The organism is Paeniglutamicibacter terrestris (genome assembly GCF_012271785.1).
In the GTDB taxonomy this organism is placed as follows: Bacteria; Actinomycetota; Actinomycetes; order Actinomycetales; family Micrococcaceae; genus Paeniglutamicibacter; species Paeniglutamicibacter terrestris.
Genome location: NZ_JAAWVT010000001.1, coordinates 429,564 through 447,701 on the forward strand (window position 1 = coordinate 429,564; position 18,138 = coordinate 447,701).

At 60.6% G+C, this 18,138-nt stretch carries 14 protein-coding genes; 11 read left to right on the forward strand and 3 right to left on the reverse strand.

Going from position 1 to position 18,138, the window contains the following annotated elements; translation table 11 throughout:
• Window positions 1-116: 116 nt before the first annotated feature.
• Window positions 117-1,331, forward strand: a complete 1,215-nt coding sequence (locus tag HED64_RS01950) for a hypothetical protein (RefSeq protein WP_168150417.1) — start codon at window positions 117-119, stop codon at window positions 1,329-1,331.
• Between the two features lie 174 nt (window positions 1,332-1,505).
• Here HED64_RS01950 and HED64_RS01955 read toward each other — a convergent pair whose 3' ends face one another.
• The gene (locus HED64_RS01955; protein ID WP_168150418.1) at window positions 1,506-5,042 is read right to left on the reverse strand and encodes a proline dehydrogenase family protein; all 3,537 of its coding nucleotides are present in this window, start codon (window positions 5,040-5,042) and stop codon (window positions 1,506-1,508) included.
• Between the two features lie 235 nt (window positions 5,043-5,277).
• Between HED64_RS01955 and HED64_RS01960 the strand changes: the two genes are divergently transcribed.
• From HED64_RS01960 to HED64_RS01990, 7 genes are all read left to right on the forward strand, one after another.
• Entirely contained in the window at window positions 5,278-6,216 is a 939-nt protein-coding gene (locus HED64_RS01960; RefSeq protein WP_168150419.1) for a LysR substrate-binding domain-containing protein, read from the forward strand.
• 188 nt (window positions 6,217-6,404) lie between these two features.
• The gene (gene putP, locus HED64_RS01965) at window positions 6,405-7,925 is read left to right on the forward strand and encodes a sodium/proline symporter PutP (protein ID WP_132359518.1); all 1,521 of its coding nucleotides are present in this window, start codon (window positions 6,405-6,407) and stop codon (window positions 7,923-7,925) included.
• 119 nt (window positions 7,926-8,044) lie between these two features.
• The gene (locus tag HED64_RS01970; RefSeq protein WP_168150420.1) at window positions 8,045-8,443 is read left to right on the forward strand and encodes a DUF4282 domain-containing protein; all 399 of its coding nucleotides are present in this window, start codon (window positions 8,045-8,047) and stop codon (window positions 8,441-8,443) included.
• Window positions 8,444-8,612: 169 nt separating this feature from the next.
• Window positions 8,613-9,107 carry a DUF1801 domain-containing protein gene (locus tag HED64_RS01975; RefSeq protein WP_168150421.1) on the forward strand — a complete coding sequence of 165 codons (495 nt, stop codon included), beginning with the start codon at window positions 8,613-8,615 and terminating at the stop codon, window positions 9,105-9,107.
• 255 nt (window positions 9,108-9,362) lie between these two features.
• Complete coding sequence (locus HED64_RS01980; RefSeq protein ID WP_168150422.1) at window positions 9,363-10,895, forward strand: S10 family peptidase; 1,533 nt, start codon at window positions 9,363-9,365, stop codon at window positions 10,893-10,895.
• 10 nt (window positions 10,896-10,905) lie between these two features.
• A complete protein-coding gene (locus HED64_RS01985) occupies window positions 10,906-12,306 on the forward strand; it encodes a DUF1731 domain-containing protein (protein WP_168150423.1) in 1,401 nt (466 codons plus the stop codon).
• The gene (locus HED64_RS01990; RefSeq protein ID WP_245325599.1) at window positions 12,299-12,826 is read left to right on the forward strand and encodes a methylated-DNA--[protein]-cysteine S-methyltransferase; all 528 of its coding nucleotides are present in this window, start codon (window positions 12,299-12,301) and stop codon (window positions 12,824-12,826) included. The genes HED64_RS01985 and HED64_RS01990 overlap by 8 nt, the downstream gene beginning before the upstream one ends.
• A 72-nt stretch (window positions 12,827-12,898) precedes the next feature.
• On the opposite strand, the gene HED64_RS01995 is transcribed toward HED64_RS01990, so the two are convergent.
• A complete protein-coding gene (locus HED64_RS01995) occupies window positions 12,899-13,594 on the reverse strand; it encodes a DeoR/GlpR family DNA-binding transcription regulator (protein WP_425351775.1) in 696 nt (231 codons plus the stop codon).
• 341 nt (window positions 13,595-13,935) lie between these two features.
• On the opposite strand from HED64_RS01995, the gene galT reads away from it, so the two are divergent.
• Window positions 13,936-15,072, forward strand: coding sequence for a galactose-1-phosphate uridylyltransferase (gene galT, locus HED64_RS02000; RefSeq protein WP_168150425.1), 1,137 nt, complete (start codon window positions 13,936-13,938; stop codon window positions 15,070-15,072).
• An 11-nt stretch (window positions 15,073-15,083) separates the two neighbouring features.
• A complete protein-coding gene (gene galK / locus HED64_RS02005; RefSeq protein ID WP_245325600.1) occupies window positions 15,084-16,232 on the forward strand; it encodes a galactokinase in 1,149 nt (382 codons plus the stop codon).
• A gap of 25 nt (window positions 16,233-16,257) precedes the next feature.
• Here the strand turns inward: galK and HED64_RS02010 are convergent, their stop codons facing one another.
• Complete coding sequence (locus HED64_RS02010) at window positions 16,258-17,397, reverse strand: SH3 domain-containing protein (protein WP_168150427.1); 1,140 nt, start codon at window positions 17,395-17,397, stop codon at window positions 16,258-16,260.
• A 295-nt stretch (window positions 17,398-17,692) separates the two neighbouring features.
• On the opposite strand from HED64_RS02010, the gene HED64_RS02015 reads away from it, so the two are divergent.
• Window positions 17,693-18,112, forward strand: a complete 420-nt coding sequence (locus HED64_RS02015; RefSeq protein WP_168150428.1) for a hypothetical protein — start codon at window positions 17,693-17,695, stop codon at window positions 18,110-18,112.
• The last annotated feature ends 26 nt before the right edge of the window (window positions 18,113-18,138 follow it).

Genomic DNA, 18,138 nt, shown 5'->3' on the forward strand with positions numbered 1-18,138 from the left:
GACGGAAAACCACGACGCGCGAAATCCCACGTCACAGCCGTGCGCTGTGGTGGAACTTGTCATTCCGGGAACTAGACTGCAAAAAATGCTTCCCTCTAGATGCCTAGGATCATCGATTGCCCATCGAATCTGTACCTGCGCCAACCGCAGTATCCCCTATCACTGATATTCATGCCGCGTTCGATTTCCCGCGCATCCCGTCGGTAGATCTCAAGAAAGTCATCATCAACGGAAAAGCCGAAGGCCCCGACGGCTTTAGTGACCTCCGAATAGCGCCGACGTTGTTCATCATTGACGTGGACGGTCAGCAATCCATCACAGTAGGGAACTGTCAGATATTAACCAGTGCATCCGGAAGGACTCAGATCAGTGCCCATGTGGTGGAATCTTGGACCATCAAGAATACTCAGTCGGCGACATCACGACGAAAATCTCGTCGCACTGATCGGCGCCAAAACACAACGACCAAGCAGCTAGAGGCGACTTCCATTGCCGAGTCCAGCTCAGATATCAGAAATGAAATCACCACTTCGGTGGAAAAGATTCTACGTCTGCTGACCGACTCATGTACGTCTGAGAATCATCTTGACCGGGCTCCAGAAATCGCGAAACGGCTCTGCGAGCTCTCAAGGAACAACGTCGCAGAGATACGAGACCTGCGATATGGCCTGGAGAGTGACTTGGCGAAATCGAGCCGCGATAGTTTAGCGACGGAAAACTACACCAACATGGTCGCCAACCTGCTGCAGCTAAATGTAATCTGCGGTCGGGCCGCCGATCAGGCGAGAGAGGCAGTTCGAGAAGGTTTATGGGTCCATGGTCCGGATTCTGAGGTTTATCATGCCTACCGAAAACTGCAGGATCCCTCCATTGTGAATGCCTTCGAACCGGCAAATCATGAAATGCGCACATGGATGAGAATTCACGATGCCGCCATACGCCAGTGCCAGCAGATGCAGCTACAACTGGAAGCCGAATCAACCTCGATCCACGCGTTGCTCAGTTCCGCGTCCAGTGTTTCTAGTTCACGTGAGGCAGATGCTCAAACACGTTTTAATCTGCTGGTGGGGCTAGTCTCTATCGGATTGGGTGTACCTGCTCTTTTCCTCGCCCTATACAGCGCAACTATTTTGTTGCCGCTAAACACCAGCTCGAAGATCATGTCCTTCCTGCCTGTTGCAATCCCCCTGTTGATTGCCTCGCTATTTGCACTATTCATGCCTCCTCAAGGGTCGACCAGGAAGTACTGGATAGGAAGTGGGCTTGTTACGCTGTTGGTTTTTGGCGTGCTCATCGTTGTTGCCATCGGCGCACCCATTTCAAATCCGTAAGCCTGCAGTTTCCAGTTGGGCGCACCACGCTGCGGCCAACCATCTCTAAGCCGGGTTTTCGAAGACCTAGCATCTGGTGGGGCGGGTTCTGCTCGGCAACGGTTTAAACACAGAAGGTCCCCCACAAACCCAATTGGGAGCTTGTGGCGGACCTTCGTGTTCACAAGCTGAGGACTAGATAAGCGCGTCGCTCAGGTGATTCGGGGTACCGAAGCGGTGCGCGGTAATGGAGATTGCCTGCTCGTGCAGGAAGGTCAGCATTTCCACACGTCCCGCGGAGACCACATTGTTGGCGTAGATCGCTACATCGGGCTTGCCGTTGGTTGCCTCGGCAACATCGATGATCGAGCCGCCGATCAGGCGGATACGAACACCCGAGTCCGGACCGGTCTTGGCGGCCAAACGTGCTGCACGTGTTCCGAATGCCTGGGCATCCTCAACCACCACGGTGACCGAGGATTGTGCCAGCACGGTGCGGATCGCTGCCGGAACCTCAACCGAGGAGGAGACCGTGATGCGGGATCCGGCGGTGATTCCGGCTCCGATGACGCGGATCAGCTCGGCGATGCCGTGAGCCGAGGTCTCGTTCTCGTAGCGAACCGTCACCGGCAGCGCACGGTAGCGGAACACATTGCGTTCCGCGTGCAGACCCGAGACATCCTTAGCGGTGTTGAACTCGTTGATCCAGACCTTGTTATCCGATACCAGGGCGGCCTCAAGCCAGGCAAGGTCGGCCTCGTTGATGTCGCTGGAGCGGGCTGCGTTGAACAGCGCAGAAGCCCCGGCTCCCAGTACACCGGAGGTCACCACGGGAGCGTCTTGCCAGGAGCCCATGCCCACCAGGTAGTTGGGTCCGCCAGCCTTGGTGCCGGCACCGATGGCCGACTTCTTCCAGCCACCGAAGGGCTGACGCTGCACAATCGCGCCGGTGATGCCACGGTTGATGTAGAGGTTACCGGCCTGAATGTTCTTCAACCAGTAATCCATTTCCCCGGAATCCAGGGAGTGCAATCCGGAGGTCAATCCGAAGTCGGTGTCGTTGACCATGGAGACGGCCTCTTCAAGGGTTGCCGCGGTCATGACACCCAGAATCGGACCAAAGTACTCGGTGAGGTGGAATTCGGAACCACGCTTCACACCCGAACGCACACCCGGGCTCCAGAGCTTGCCCGAATCGTCGAGCTGCTTCGGTTCAAGCACCCAGTTTTCGCCCTCACCCAATACGGTCAAACCGCGCAGCAGCTTGCCCGTGGCCTTCTCAATGACCGGACCCATCTGGGTCTGTGGATCATTCGGGTAGCCAACCTTCAGCGAGCGAGCAGCATCGATCAATTGGTTGTGGAAGCGCTTGGATTCGGCGGCGGATCCCACCAGAATGACCAGCGAGGCGGCGGAGCACTTCTGGCCGGCATGGCCGAAGGCGGAGGCCGCAACGTCCTTGGCCGCAAGGTCAAGGTCGGCGTGCGGGGTAACGATCACGGCGTTCTTGCCGCTGGTTTCTGCCAAGAGCGGCAGGTCCTTGCGGAAGGAGCGGAAAAGTTCCGCCGTCTCGTAGCCACCGGTGAGGATCAAACGGTCAACGCTTGGGTGCGAGACGAGCTCGGTACCCAGATCGCGCTCGGAGAGCTGAACCAGCCGCAATACATCGCGCGGAACGCCGGCTTCCCAGAGTGCTTCGACCATGACGGCACCGGAGCGTGCGGCCTGACGTGCGGGCTTGATGATGACCGCGGAGCCGGCGGCCAAGGCCGAGAGGGTGGAACCTGCCGGGATGGCCACGGGGAAGTTCCACGGCGGGGTGATGACCGTCAGCTTCGAGGGGACGAAGGTGGCACCTTCAACATGCTCCAACTCCAGGCCGAGCTGGGCGTAGTAGTGGGCGAAGTCGATGGCCTCGGAGACCTCGGGGTCACCCTGGTCCAGCGTCTTGCCACATTCGGAGCCCATGACCTCCAGAAGATCCGCGCGGTGTGCCTCAAGAGCCGCACCGGCGCGGTGCAAGATGGCGGCGCGAGCCGCTGCTCCCATGGCAACCCAGGAGTCGGAGGCGGCAACCGCCGAATCAACTACCGCGTTCAATTCGTTTGGTGTGTGGATCAGGGACTTGGCCACCGCATCGTTACCCAGCGTGGAGCTGAGCATCTTGTCCACAATTTTCCGACCCCAGGCCCGGTTGCCCGGAAGATCCGGATCCGTGTCGGGGGTGTTCTCGAAGTCCAGACTGCCATCGGCCAGACCGGCCAGCTTGGCTTCGATGGCTGTTTCGTCAACAAGGTTGCGATCCTGGATGCGGTGCGGAGCGGGAACGCTGTTATCCAGATCGGCCAGCGAGGCCAGGAAGCGGTTCTTTTCGCGCTCGAAGAGTGCTTCGTTCTTATCGAGTTCGAAGACCGCGGACATGAAGTTTTCCTGGCTAGCGCCTTCTTCAAGGCGGCGGATCAGGTAGGCGATGGCCACGTCGAACTCGCCCGGGTGAACGACCGGCGTGTACAGCAGCAGGCGTCCAACGTCCTTGCGGACGGCCTCGGCCTGGCCGGTCGCCATGCCGAGCAGCATCTCGAATTCGATGCCGGCGGTGACGCCGCGACCCTGGGCCAACAGCCAGGCCAGGGCCACGTCAAAGAGGTTGTGCCCGGCGATGCCGATGCGCACGTTCTCAATGTGTCCCGGGCGCAGTGCGTAATCCAGTACGGACTTGTACGAGGTGTCCGAGTCCTGCTTGGAGTTCCAGGTAGCCACCGGCCAGCCGTGAACATTGGCTTCGACCTGCTCCATCGGCAGGTTGGCACCCTTCACCACGCGGACCTTGATGGGGGCTCCGCCGGCGCCCACGCGGGCTGCGGAGAATTCCTGCAGGTGGATCATCGCCGACAGTGCGTCGGGCAGGTAGGCCTGCAGCACGATGCCGGCTTCGAGGTCGAGGAATTCGGCGCGGTCAAGGATCTTGGTGAAGACCGCGATGGTCAGGTCTAGGTCCTTGTATTCCTCCATGTCCAAGTTGATGAACTTCTTCTTGGGGCTGGAGGTCGCTGCCAAGCGGTACAGCGGGATGAGCTTTTCGATGATGTGCTCAACAGCCTCGTCAAAGGCCCAGTGGTTGTGCGGTGCCACGGTGGAGGAAACCTTGATGGACACGTAGTCAACATCGTCGCGGGAGAGCAGCTGGTGGGTTCCGTCAAGGCGGCGAGCGGCTTCGCCCTCACCCAGGATGGCTTCGCCCAGAAGGTTGACGTTGAGGTCAATGCCTTCCTTCTTGATCTTGGAGATCGAGGAACCAAGCTTGGCATCGGTGGCGTCGATGATCAGGTGACCGACCATTTCGCGCAGGACCTTGCGGGCGATCGGGACGACGATGCTCGGGAAGATCGGTGCCATGGCGCCACCGAGTCCAACGGCAGAGCGCATGTACCAGGGCAGGAAGGAAGGCACCTTGGGGGCCAAGGCCTTGAGGTTTGCCGCGGCAACACTCAGGTCCTCGGGGCGAATCACTCCGTCAACAAAACCAACGGTGAAGTCCAGTCCGTTGGGGTCCTTCAGCACGCCGGCCAGCTGGGCCGCGGAGGCATCAACCGGAACTTTTGAGCCTTCGGTGAGCCAATGGCGCACCAACTTGATGGTTTCATCGGCCAGGTCCTGAGGGCGGACCAGGGCTGTGCCGTCGGCGGCGAGAGCCGGCGGGACTACACGCGCGTGCGGAGTCGTTAGGGACACGAATGCTTCTCCTTGAAGGAAGTGATTTGGCAAAGACGGTTGAGCTACCTCTACCCATAATGCGCAGAAAAATATCGCGTGGATAGATCGGTTCAACAGTCAGTATGAACCCAATCATCACTTCGGCAAAAGTGAACAAACCCAAAGGTTTTACTTCGGGTTTACCAATGTATTCTGAAGGTTGCACACGTCACCGTTTTTCACCGCTAGAACACCCCAATCCAAGGAGCACATCATGCTGGAAATCCGTCGCCTGAGACTGCTGCGCGAGCTCAGCATCCGCGGCACCATCGCCGAGGTTTCCGACGCGCTGAGCTACAGTCCCTCTTCGATTTCCCAACAGCTCTCGTTGTTGGAAAAAGAGACGGGGGTGACGTTGCTGCGCAAGGTGGGCCGACGCCTGCAACTGACCCCGCAGGCCGAGGTGCTCGTGGCCCATACCGATGAACTGTTGGATTCGATGGAACGTGCCGAGGCGGATCTGGCCTCGACCCAGCCACGCATTGCCGGCACGGTGCGCTTGGCCGTTTTTCAAACGGCCGTGCTCACGCTGCTGCCGGCGGTCCTGCGTCAACTGCGTCAGCACTACCCACACCTGCGGGTGGAGGCGGTCCAGCACGAACCCGAAACTGCACTTCATGACACGTGGGCCCGGGATTTTGATCTGGTGGTCGCCGAGCAATATCCGGGACATGCCGCACCTCACTATGCAGCTCTGGACCGCAAATTCCTGGCCGATGACCCGATCCGACTCGCGCTGCCGGCCCGCAACGATGAGATGCCGACGGAGTTTCACCACGTGAACTCCATCGAGGCCGCCGCATCCCTGCCCTGGGTCATGGAACCGCGCGGCGCGGCATCAAGGCACTGGGCCGAGCAGGCCTGCCGCACCGCCGGCTTTGAACCGGACATCCGCTACGAGACCGCCGACATGCAGGCCCACGCTCGACTGGTGGAATCGGGCAACGCCGTTGCCCTGCTGCCGGACTTGGCCTGGGCGGCGCGCACCCGCGAATTGCGGATCATTGATTTGCCGGGGGCGCCACATCGCACGCTTTTTACCTCCATGCGCCATTCCTCCTCCCAGCACCCGGGGATCCTCGCCGTGCGCAGCGCGATCCACCAGCAGGCCGAGGCGTTTGAGCCGGCCATCACCACGGCGCAGGGAGTGTAATTCAGATCACAAATAGGTAACAGCGGCAAATCGACTCCCACATAACCATGGATTTTCCTGACATACTCGAGGACTGTTGCTAAGAAACATGCACATGCCGAGCGGCAGCGTTATCGTGACGCCCGGCAGCACAGATCATTTTCGGGGAGAAGTTTCTCCGGCTCGCCAACCGTCATGAGGACCACAACATGTCCGATACAACATTTCAGCTGATAGCCATCGCTGTATACCTGGCAGCAATGCTGGGTATTGGCTATTTCGCTTTCCGCCGCACCAACAACATCGACGACTACATGCTCGCGGGACGGGGGCTCAAGCCAGGAGTGGCCGCTCTGTCCGCAGGAGCCTCGGACATGTCCGGTTGGCTGTTGATGGGCCTTCCCGGCGCCATCTACCTCAACGGCCTCATCGAGGCCTGGATCGCCATCGGCCTGACCATCGGTGCGTGGCTGAACTGGAAGTTCGTCGCTCCGCGTCTGCGCTCCTACACCGCCGTGGCACAGAACGCGATCACCATCCCGAGCTTCTTTGAGAAGCGCCTGAAGGACAATAGCCACTTCCTGCGCATCGCCGCCTCGGTGATCATCCTGGCCTTCTTCACCTTCTATGTTTCCTCCGGCATGGTGGCAGCGGGCAAGTTCTTCGAGTCGTCCTTCGGCTGGAACTACTTCACCGGCCTCTTCGTGGTTGCCGGCGTCACGCTGCTCTACACGCTCTTCGGCGGATTCCTCGGTGCCACCCTCACCGACGTGGCCCAGGGCCTGTTGATGTTTGCCGCACTGATCGCCGTGCCAATCGTGGCCATTTTCCAGATGGGCAGCATCGGAGGCATTAGCGAATCGATCAAGCAGGTTAACCCCGACGCGCTGAACCTCTTCTCCAGCTTTAATACCACCAACGGGTTCCTGGCCGCCGTGGCCATCTTCTCCACCGCGGCCTGGGGTCTGGGTTACTTCGGCCAGCCGCACATCATTGTGCGCTTCATGGCGCTTCGCTCCCCCTCCGAGGCCAAAACCGCTCGGCGTATCGGCGTCGGTTGGATGGTCCTGACGGCATTGGGTGCGATCGTCACCGCTCTGGTGGGCATCGCCTACTTCGCTGGCACTCCGGAGAAGGAAATCACCGACCCGGAAACTGTCTTCTTGCTGTTGAGTCAGATCTTCTTCCACCCCTTTGTTGCAGGTCTGGTCCTCGCCGCGGTGCTGGCGGCCATCATGTCCACCATGTCCTCGCAGCTGATCGTGTGCTCCTCGGCCCTGGTCGAGGACCTCTACAACATCGCTGGCAAGAAGCTCAGCCCCCAGCGCGAGGTCATGCTCGGACGTACCGGCGTGCTGGTGGTTGCCGTTGTGGCAGCAGTGCTGGCGCTGAACCGGAACTCGAGCATCCTCGAACTGGTGTCCTTCGCCTGGGCAGGATTCGGTGCCGCATTCGGCCCGATCGTGCTGCTGAGCCTCTACTGGCGCAAGCTCACCTCGACCGGCGCACTCGCCGGTATGATCACCGGTGCGTTGACCGTCTTCATCTGGGGCAACATCGACGTGCTCGCCTCGAACATGTACGAGATTGTTCCAGGCTTCATCTTGAACCTTATCGTCACCGTGGTGGTCTCCAACGCCACCTACAAGCACAATGCACTCATCGAGGAAGAATTTACCGCGATGGAGAAGGAAATCGAGGAAAACGCTCCGTACGTGGCTGCATCGTAGCCCCGTAACTTTGCAGCAACTGCCCCCTCGCCCTTTCGGGTGAGGGGGCAGTTGTGTTTGACTTGCGGTGAAGGATCATCAATCGCTTATATAAAATTTGAGAAAGGGACCAACGAGTCGTGAAAGAACTTTTTGATTTCAACTTCGACAGCTTCGTTACCCCCAAGGTCGTCAAGCTTGTTTACATCCTGATCACCATCGGACTGGGCATCATGTACCTGTTCATGGTGATCGCTGCCTTCGCGTCGCGCGAGCCAGCACTTGGATTCCTTATCCTGATCGTCGTGGGACCGCTGGTGGTGCTGATCTATCTGGCACTGGCACGCATGGGGCTGGAATCGTTGATCGCCACGATCCGTACCGCGCAGAACACCGGTGAATTGGTACGTATGGCCGGCGGCGCGGCACCAGGAAACAATCCTCCGGCACCCGGCAGCTACCCGGGTGGACCGTCGTTTGGCGGGCCGGCCGGTCCGCAGGCCCCGCCAGCAAACCCGTACCAAACGCCGCAGCCCTAATCTGGCAGCAGATGTGTAGCGAGGTATTGATGAGCGGCTTCCGGAATGTTATGTTCCGGGAGCCGCTCTTCTTATGTCTTTCGACTTAGAGTGGTGTACCGCGTGGCCACGCTCGCTACGCCTGGCGGTGGAGCAGGCGTTGTTCGCGAGGCAGCTAAAAGGAGTCGGCATGTCAGAGCATGAATCCAGCGCGAGCCAATCACGGAAACCAAAAGGTGACGGGAAAACTACCGTAGCTAGCGCCGCGATGTTGAAGACGGGCATGACCGGCCGGGCGAGCCCAGCGAAAGCTGCGGTGGGTGATCAGCCCGTATTCGCATACATCTCGAGCCTCCCGGAGCCACAACGAGGCATCGCCGAAGCCATTGATGCCCTCGCGGCCAGGACTCTGCCGGATCTCCAACGCTCGGTGAAATGGGGAATGGCGTACTACGGCGTAGGGGACGGGTGGTGCTTTAGCTCCGGCGGCTTTGTCGGCCACGTAAAGCTCATGTTCATCAACGGCGCGGTATTACTGGATCCCATACCGCCGGTGACCCCGGTGGGTATGGGCAAGGCGACCCGTGGAGTAGAGCTGGGATCCCTGACTGACCTGGACGAGCAGCAGATTGCGGATTGGATGAGGCAAATCAGTTTGGCACCGGGCGTCGGCAAGAGGCGCTGAACCTCCATGGCATTGGGCGTCAATCGATGCGCTTACCTCAAGCGTGCGCCGGTCGCAGGGCTCGCAGTTGTTCAGCCCCTCCCTTAACTTTGACCATCGGGCGCCGCGTCAGCGTTCGCGAAAAGGCCTAGCGGGCGACGGATTTCACCACTTTGGCTGGTTGCTCCCGGAGATTCCCAAACGATGACCTTCGAGATCGCTGCCTCGGCCCTCTCTACACGGCAAAACGGTAGCCTCGGGCTGTAGGATCGTCGCATGCCTGATGCTTCCCCCGCTTCCCCCGTTTCCACGCCCACCCCCGGTCCGGTCTTCTCCGATGACTTCGTCACCCGCAGCCATCGCACCATTTCGGGCCTGCGCTACACCAGCAGCACCGGACGCATGGTGCTGCGCGCGGAGGAAACGACGGAGGGGAAAACCGACGGGTTTAAGGCCAAGGCCGAAGTCTTCCTCATCGCTTACACCGCCGATACCGAGGAAGCACCCACCACCGGACAGGGCGCCAAGTCTCGGGCGCGCAAACCAGCTTCCCCTCCGGTGGCCAACCGCCGACCGGTCGTTTTTGCCTTTAATGGCGGCCCCGGATCGGCCAGCCTCTGGCTCCACATGGGTCTGCTGGGACCGCGCATCGTTGACTCGGGTGACGTGGGAGCGATGACCGCGGCGCCTTACGGCGTGGTCGATAACCCCGAATCCCTGCTGGAACACAGCGACGTGGTGATGATCGATCCGGTCAATACCGGATTCTCCCGGGTGATCGAGGGCGGAAGCGCCGATGAATTCCACTCCTTCACCGCCGACCGCGATCTGATCGCCGAGGTCATCCGACTTTGGGTCACCCGTAACCAGCGCTGGCTCTCCCCCAAGTACCTCATTGGTGAGTCCTACGGAACGATGCGCGCGGTGGCAGTGGCCCGTCGCCTGCAGGAGGCCTATGGCATGGCGGTGAACGGCTTGGGGCTCATCTCCGCGGTTCTGAACATGTCTACCCTCGACTTTGCGCCGGGCAATGACACTCCCTACCCGCTGCACCTGCCCACCTATGCGGCGATTGCCCACTATCACGGACGCCACGGCAATCGCCCGCTTCACGAGATTGTGCGGGACGCCGAGGACTACGCCGCCGGCGACTACGTGGTGGCCCTGCATCTGGGCAACCGCATCTCCAAGCGCCGCTACGATTCGGTGGTGAAACACCTGGCCGAACTCACCACGCTCTCCGAAGCCTTCATCCGCCGTACCAATCTGCGCTGGGACTACATGGAGTTCGCCACCGAGCTCCTGCGTGACTCCGGGCTCATGGTCGGGCGCATCGACGGCCGCTTCACCGCCGCCCCACCCCGGCTGCAGCAGTCACACACCTGGGACGACCCCTCGATGCGTGCCATCACGGGGCCCTATGCGGCAGCCATCAACCACTATGTGCGCGCGGAGCTCGGTTACGAATCCGATTTGCCCTATGAGGTACTCACCGCGCGGGTTCACCCGTGGAGCTTTGATACCTTCGAGGGCAAGCCGATCGATGTGACGGAGGATCTTCAGCGACTACTCATCGATATCCCCGAACTGCGGGTCCATGTTGATTACGGTTACCACGACGGGGCGACACCACACTTTGCCGCCGAATATGTGTGGGCGCACCTGCAGCTTCCGCCCTCGGCCCATGCCCGTTTCACCCATCATCACCACGCGGCGGGGCACATGATGTACCTCAATGAGCAGATCCGTAAGACACAGCTGGCAGCACTGGCTGACTTCGTCACTGCGGGGGCACCAGCAAGTCTGTAGGCTTAGGTCCATGGCCTGGCAGCGAACGCAAACCCACTTTTTCGCACTACCCGCATCCGAGCTCTGGGAAGTTCTTGGTGACCCCGCACGAGTTCCGGAATGGAACCACGCGGTGGTGCTCCTTGAGCCGCTGGAGGCCCCCGTGGGCCCGGGCACTGAGTTGGATTGGGTGCCGGCCGGAGAGGTCCTGGGGCGGATCCATTCGGCCACCGCACCACCTGCGGTAATCACCCGAGTGGATCCCGGAACCCGGCTCAGCTGGCGCCAAAAGCAGCCAGGTGGACACCTTTTGGTGGACTGGAGCCTGCGCGAGGTCAGCGGCGGCACCGAGCTGACCCAGCGGGTCTCGGTGGCGGGAGCCGCGTCGGCCGTTTTCGCCCGGACCGCTGCTGCGCCACTGGCCAACGATTTCGCGCAGAATTGCGCCAGGCTTTACACCCTGGCCGGTGGCGAGGTCAACGAGAAATTGCGCATCGTCATTGCCGGAGGCCACGGCTTCTTGGGCAGTCGCGCAGCGGCGGACCTGCACTGCCGCGGCCATGAGGTCATCATCCTCACTCGCACGATCCGTGCGACGAGTCCCTACCAGCAGGTGCTTTGGGATGGTCGAGCCCAGGGTCCGTGGTCAAACTCCTTGTACCGTGCGGGGTTCAACACCGCGGTGCTGAATCTTGCCGGGGAATTGGTGGACCTTCCACCTACACCTGCCAATATCGCGCTGCTGCGTGATTCTCGGGTCAATTCCACCCTCGCCCTGGTGGATGCCGCAGCGGCAGCACCGGAACCGCTGGTGGCCTTCCTGCAGTCAAGTACCACCGCCATCTTCTCCGATGCCGGGGACGAGCGACTCTCCGAGCACTCCGAGCTCCCCACCGGGACCAAGGCCCTGGCCCAGATGACGGGCGTGGCCACGGCGTGGGAAGCCGCGGTGAGCGGCGTGCGGGCTGCGCATCTGCACATCCTGCGCACCTCGCTGGTCTTTGAACAGGAGAGCCCACTGCTGAGCAGGCTGTCCTTGTTGGCCAGCGTCGGACTGGGAGGACCCGTCGCAGGTGGAACCGCGTGGGTCAGCTGGATCCATCTCGCCGATTGGTTGCGGATCGTGCGCGGATGCCTGGGTCTAGAGGAATCACTGACCATTCCCGACGGGGTGCTGCACCTGGCTGCTCCGCACCCGGTCCGCAATGCCGACATGATGGCAGCAGTGCGTTCGCAGGTGGCACCCGGTCCCCTGCGGCGCTTCTCGCTGCCTACACCGGCACCGCTGGTGGCTGTCGGTGCGGTGGTGCTCCGCACCGACCCGGCGCTGGGAACCACGTCTCGGCACGTGAGTTCCGCAGTGCTGGCAGATGCTGGTTTCGTCTTCGAACACCCCGACTTTGATACTGCCCTCGGTGCGATCTTTGGTTAACGATCGCGCACTGCGCCACGCGATCATCGACTCCCCGCTGGGCGCACTGCGTCTGGTGGCATCACCGCGTGGGATCAGCGGCATCTTCATGGACAACCATTCCCACCCGCCCGCGCCGGAAGTTCTTGGCGAGCTTCTGGACTCACCATCCGATGACCCGTTGATCGCCCAATGTGCCAGCGAACTGGCCGAGTATTTTGCGTCTGAACGACAAACATTTACCGTGGCCACCGACGCGCTGGGAACCGAATTCCAGCAACGGGTCTGGGCACAGCTGGCGACCATCCCCTATGGACAATCGGCTACCTATGGTGAACTCGCGTTGGCACTCGGGGATGAAAAGTTGACCCGTGCGGTGGGGACGGCCAATGGCCGGAATCCCATTTCTATCGTCGTCCCCGGCCACCGGGTCATCGGCGCCGACGGCTCGTTGACCGGTTATGCCGGCGGGCTGAAAAACAAGGAGTTTCTCCTGCGCCTCGAGGGGATTTTGCCCGCGCCCGAGGCAACACTGTTCTAGCGGATAAGTACTGGAGGACAGCGCCCTCGGCGTCAAGCACTCGTCGGTTGCGGCACTCGCCCCTTTCCGGGCTTAGGCCAGGATCAGTGAGTCAATGAGCTCGCGCAAGATCTGTTGGGCATGCGGGTCCAGTTGCGCACCGGTCACCACCGCGTCGATGCCTGCCAACGGAACAATCTGGCACAAGCCAGTCACTCCCCATTTGGTGTGGTCGGCCAGCACCACCTGGCGCGCAGCGGAGCGGATAAATGCCTGATTGGTCTGCGCTTCCAACATGTTGGGGGTGGTGTAGCCGTCCTCGGCGGTCATCCCGTGCACCCCCAAGAACAAGAGGTCAACGTGTAGTTGCGACAACGCGGAGAGCGCCAGCGGTCCCACCAAGGCATCAGACACGGTGCGGATTCCGCCGGTGAGAATGATGTTTTGCCCCGGGGTCGAGGCAGCGTAGAAGACCTCGGCAATACGTGGGGAATTGGTGATGACCGTCAGATCGTTGATGCCGGCACACTGGGCTGCCAGCGCGTAGGTGGTAGTCCCCGAGTTCAGTGCGATAGACATACCTGGCTTCACCCATTCAACAGCGGCCTGAGCTATGGCCCGCTTTTCCGCCGCACGCAACGCCAGTTTGTGCGTGAAGCCGGGTTCACTGCTTGTCGGTGCCGCGTCCAAAGTGGCACCGCCATGAACCTTGACCAGCGCGCCGCGAGCGGCCAGGACGTTTAGATCTCGGCGCACCGTCATCTCCGAGACGCCAAGTTCCGTGGCCATGGAGGTGACGCGAACCTGTTCGCGTTCCCGCAGCGCATCTAGAATGCGTTGTTGCCTGGCACTGGCAAGCATCTCGGTCATGGTCGTCCATTCACTGGGTGATCGATGTTTGGTTCAGTCTCCATCGTAGCGAGAAACGAACATGTCGTGTCGTAACGTGTTCGAAAATGGACGACATTGCGTGAACTTCTAGGTCGTCCGTGACCCGACAATTCGCGAATCTCCCCCTTCTTTCGCTGCCAAGTACGGTGCATTGAGTCTCCCCACACCTACCTCAAGGCGTTACTTTCCGATAGAATATGATCGAATTTGTTTGATTTAGCTCATGTCAAGGAGAAACCGTGGATAAGAACTCGACAGCAACGCCGCCGGTACGCGCCAGCCTCGGCGATGGAAGAGAACTTCTCTACTTCTTTGACAACTCCGAAAGGCCCGCAGGGTTCATAGCACCAACGGATGACCGTGAGCTTTCGCTGCGCCCGCCCACCTCTGAACTGCGTTACGACGCATTGAGCGGGGAATGGGTTTCCTTCGCTGCACACCGCCAGTCACGAACCCACCTTCCGGCCGCCAGCGAATGCCCGCTGTGCCCCACCCGTGCCCAGATGGCCAGCGAAATTCCGGCAGACACCTATGACGTGGTGGTCTTCGAAAACCGCTTCCCGTCTTTCGGCCCCGAACAGCATGTCTCCGATGTTCCAGCGGTCCTTGGAGCAGTGCGACCGGCCGACGGACGCTGTGAGGTCATCGCTTTCGGCCCCTCGCATACCGATTCTTTGGCGTCCCTCGGCGTGCGGCGCATCCGCACGGTCATCGAAGCTTGGGCCCACCGTACACGCGAACTCGGCCAGCTTGAGGGAATTGAACAGGTCTTTGCCTTCGAGAACCGTGGAGCTGAAATTGGCGTGACCTTGCATCACCCACATGGGCAGATCTATGCCTACCCCTATACAACCCCGCGCACAGAAAATCAGTTGGAGCGCGCCGCCGCACATCGCGCGAGAACCGGGCACCAGCTCATGGCCGATGTTCTGGATTTTGAGGTCGCCGACGGCCGCCGCGTGCTCGAACGCGGCACTCACTTCACCACCTTTGTCCCCTTCGCCGCGCACATGCCCATTGAGGTTCACCTCGTGCCACACCGCCAGGTTGCCGATCTTTCGGAGCTGAACGGTGAAGAGCGCGATGAACTGGCACGGATGTACCACCGCTTGTTATCCACGGTTGACGCGCTGTATCCCACACCGACTCCCTACATTGCCGGATGGTTTCAGGCACCAACTCGGCACCCGCACCGCAGCGAGGCATGGCTCCACCTACAGTTAACCTCACCCCGTCGTGCCGAAAACAAACTTAAGTACCTCGCTGGTTCGGAGGCCGCCATGGGCGCTTTCATCGGGGATGTCACCCCCGAATCCACGGCCGCGGCACTACGCACCGCCATGGCCACCCTTCCACCAGAAGTACTGACCAAATGAAGGACCACCGCATGAATACCCTGGCCGAGAACTTTGCCACGTACTTCGGTCAAACGCCCGATGCCTGCTTTGCCGCCCCTGGGCGGGTAAACCTCATCGGTGAGCACACCGATTACAACGAGGGCTACGTGCTCCCATTTGCGATCGACAGGCTCGCGATGATCGGTGTGAAGATCCACGATGGTAAGGCCGAGCGGCGTCTGCGTATCGCGTCCACCCACGGTGGTCCCGTCATCGAGGTTCAGCTCCATGGTCTGAGCCCGGCATCGGTGGAGCCGTGGGCTCGCTATGTGGCAGGGGTTTTCTGGGCACTTGAACTCCGCGGCCACCGTCTGCCGGGCGCCGACATTCTCTTGGATTCAAATGTTCCCATCGGGGCAGGACTCTCCTCCTCGGCCGCCATCGAATGCGCTGTGGCGCTAGGGCTTAACGAGCTGCTCGAGCTGGGTCTGGAACGCGATGAGCTGGTCTTGATCTGTCAACGCGCCGAAAACGATTTTGTGGGGGCACCGACTGGCATCCTTGATCAGTCGGCCTCCTTACTCAGCACCACCGAGCACGCACTGTTCCTTGATTGCCGCACCAAGGAAACGGAGCAGATTCAGTTGCCACTGGCCGCCAACGGCCTGACGGTGTTGGTCATCGATACCAAGGTCAGCCACTCACATGACTCCGGAGGCTACAAGGAATTGGTTCGCGCCTGCACCCAAGGAGCCCAAGAATTGGGTGTTGTTGCCCTGCGCGACGTGGGCACGAACAGGTTGGAGGAGGCTCAGCGAGCGTTGGTGCCCGACATCTACCGCAGGGTCAAGCACATCGTCACCGAGAACCAGCGAGTGTTGGATACCGTGGCATTGCTGCGCACGCACGGGCCAGCTGCGATCGGAGACCTGCTGGTCGCCAGCCACGCCTCCATGCGTGATGACTTCGGAATTTCCTGTGACGAGCTGGATCTGGCGGTGACCACTTCCATGGCCGCCGGCGCCATTGGCGCCCGTATGACCGGCGGCGGCTTTGGCGGATCGGCCATCGCTCTGCTCGAGGCCTCCCGCACGGAGGAGATATCGGTAGCTGTATGTGAAGCCTTTGACGCGGCCGGCTACCTGAGACCCGATATCTTCTCGGTCATCCCGGGAGCCGGGGCCCGGCGCCTGTCCTAAGACACCGTCGGGCTCCGGCTTCTCACTAGCAGGGAAGGGATGCTGGCAGCAGCTGCGGGGTTCTGACCACAGCGCCGGCACCGTCCGTACCGCGGTAGGCACGACACACCTGGACGCCGCGTGCGGCGAGGTTCGCCTTGATTTGCCGCAGTGAGTCCGGCGCGAAGCCGTACCACTGCATGTGCATCAAGACTGTGTCACGTGGTTGGGCGGCCGAAGCTCTGGCCACCGTGATGGACTTTGACTTTGTGCTCCAGTCCTCGGTGTCGCGCGACCAAGTCCAAATTGCCATGCCCACCCGGTCGTAGGCACAGCGGACACTGGCATCAACGGCGCCATATGGCGGGCGGCCAAAGTTGGTGTGCACCCCGGTGCCGCCCAATTCTGCTGCAGCAGCTGCACAGCTCAGCGGCCGCAAATCGGGATGGCTGACCGAATGGTTAATCACCCACTGCCCCTTAGCCCGGGCCAATGCCGCGATGTCCACGCCATAGCGCGACTTGAACGAAGAGATGCAATCACCGGTCGGGGCCAGGACCAGACCCATGTTGTGATCGGCAGCGTAGGTAATGGCTGCATTGAAGGCGCTCAGCGTCCTGGGGCAATCATCGAAGGTCAGCACCACTCGCGAGGTGCGATTTGGGCCCGTGGATTGCGGCGCACTGGGTGCGGTGGATGTGGTGACGTAGAGGTTGCTGATCCAGCCGCTGATTCCGGCGTAGCTGACCTTGTACCAGCCCGTTGACGCACGATCCAGAACCTTCACGGTGGTCCCGAGCGGAATGGTCGCGAGGATTCGATACGCGGTGCTTGGACCGCTGCGCATGTTGAGGCTCGCGGTGGTTCGAACCGAGGCGGGCAATGTTGAAACCTTCACGTAGGCGTTGCTGATCCAGCCGCTGAGTCCCCCGTAGCTAACTTTGTACCAACCCGTGGACGCGCGATCCAAGACCTTCACCGTTGTCCCCGACGGAATGGTAAGCAAAATCCGATACGCGGTACTCGGACCAGATCTCATATTCAGGTTTGCCGTAGTGGTCAGCGATGCCGGAAGAGCCGTCGCAGCTCTCTGAATCTGCTGCACCACCGCGGTATCGGCACGAGCCGAACCTTGTGGTCCCGGTGCCAATGAAATGACCAAGGCCACGGCCCCGAGCACTCCCACGGCACTCTGAATAATCCTATTTTTTCCCCAATGCCCCAACAATGAATTCACCCCTGTTGTACTTCCCCATGAAGACCCTTGGGGCCAGTATCTTCTTCGGTTCATACATAGGCAATCGACGTGCCAACTCTTATCCCAATCGTTGGCCCCACCGTGAAATCGGGGGCAAAAATAACGTATTGAGTGTCAGGCCCAGGCTCACAGCCAATTCCCGGGAATCGGGCCTAGCGTGGAGTGAAATGGACCGAGCTTTTTGCCAACGGTATGCATTTTTCGCAGGGATAGAGGGATTCACATGGATCGCGTCGCCATTGTCTATTACCAACGTGATGAGCAGGCCAAGAAGCAGGCTACTGAGCTCTCCTCGAAGCTCCGTTCCTTTGAGCTGCGCAGCGAACTTTTTGAGGTGGCTAGCGCTTCGGCTCACGAACTCATTTTCTTCGACGCCATCGTCTTGGCGGGGCCTCTGCATTTTTCACGCCTGCACGGGTTGGCACTCATTAAGGCAGTGTTCGGATACCGACCGGTCGCCCTGCTAGTGACAGGGTCGCGAGACCCTGCACGGGTACTGCGCTTGCTGCCCGGGCGCATGCGAGGTGAAGTCCCCGTCTTCGCAATCGGAACACCAAGCGCTCAGAGAATCGGTCTAGATCCTTTAGCGACGTGGTTGCGAGCCATGATTGGATATTCCGGATATCGATCCATAGCAAGCTGAGAATCCCGGCCCAATGCAAAAGGTCC